Below are 389 nucleotides of genomic sequence, written 5' to 3'. Positions count from 1 at the left end.
GGAACGCGTGGCGCGACTCGAGATCGTCGAACTGGTCGATCGCCATCATGTTGACGGCGCCCATCCGCTCGATCTTGGTGCGCAGGTCGGCAACCATCTCGTCCGCGGTCAGGGCCGCCGGGGCAGCGGGGCTGGCGTCGATCTGCCCACCCTCGACCTCACTCGGCACGCCGCCCTCGTCCTCGACTTCAGCGGCTTCCGGTGCGTCGTCGACCGGGCGGGGGCTGGCGAGCGCGCCAGCGCGTTCGAGCTCGGCGATCTCGGCGCTGACCTCCTCTATCGTCGACTGCACTGCGTCCAGGCAGGCCGCGGCGAGGTGGGTCAGGTCCGCCTCCGCGGTCGCCCGCGCCACGTCGAACCTTGCCGCTTCGGCCCTCACCTGCTCGACC

1 protein-coding gene is annotated in these 389 nt (G+C 71.5%); it reads right to left on the bottom strand.

Features of this window, described 5'->3' with window-relative positions:
• The coding region (locus tag I6F37_RS44205; protein ID WP_225155016.1) for a hypothetical protein at positions 1 to 389 on the bottom strand (389 nt) is incomplete at both ends.

The organism is Bradyrhizobium sp. NBAIM08, assembly GCF_020193935.1.
GTDB classification, from domain to species: Bacteria; Pseudomonadota; Alphaproteobacteria; order Rhizobiales; family Xanthobacteraceae; genus Bradyrhizobium; species Bradyrhizobium yuanmingense.
The sequence above is the reverse complement of the archived record's forward strand: the minus strand, read 5'-3'. Positions and strand labels throughout refer to the sequence as shown.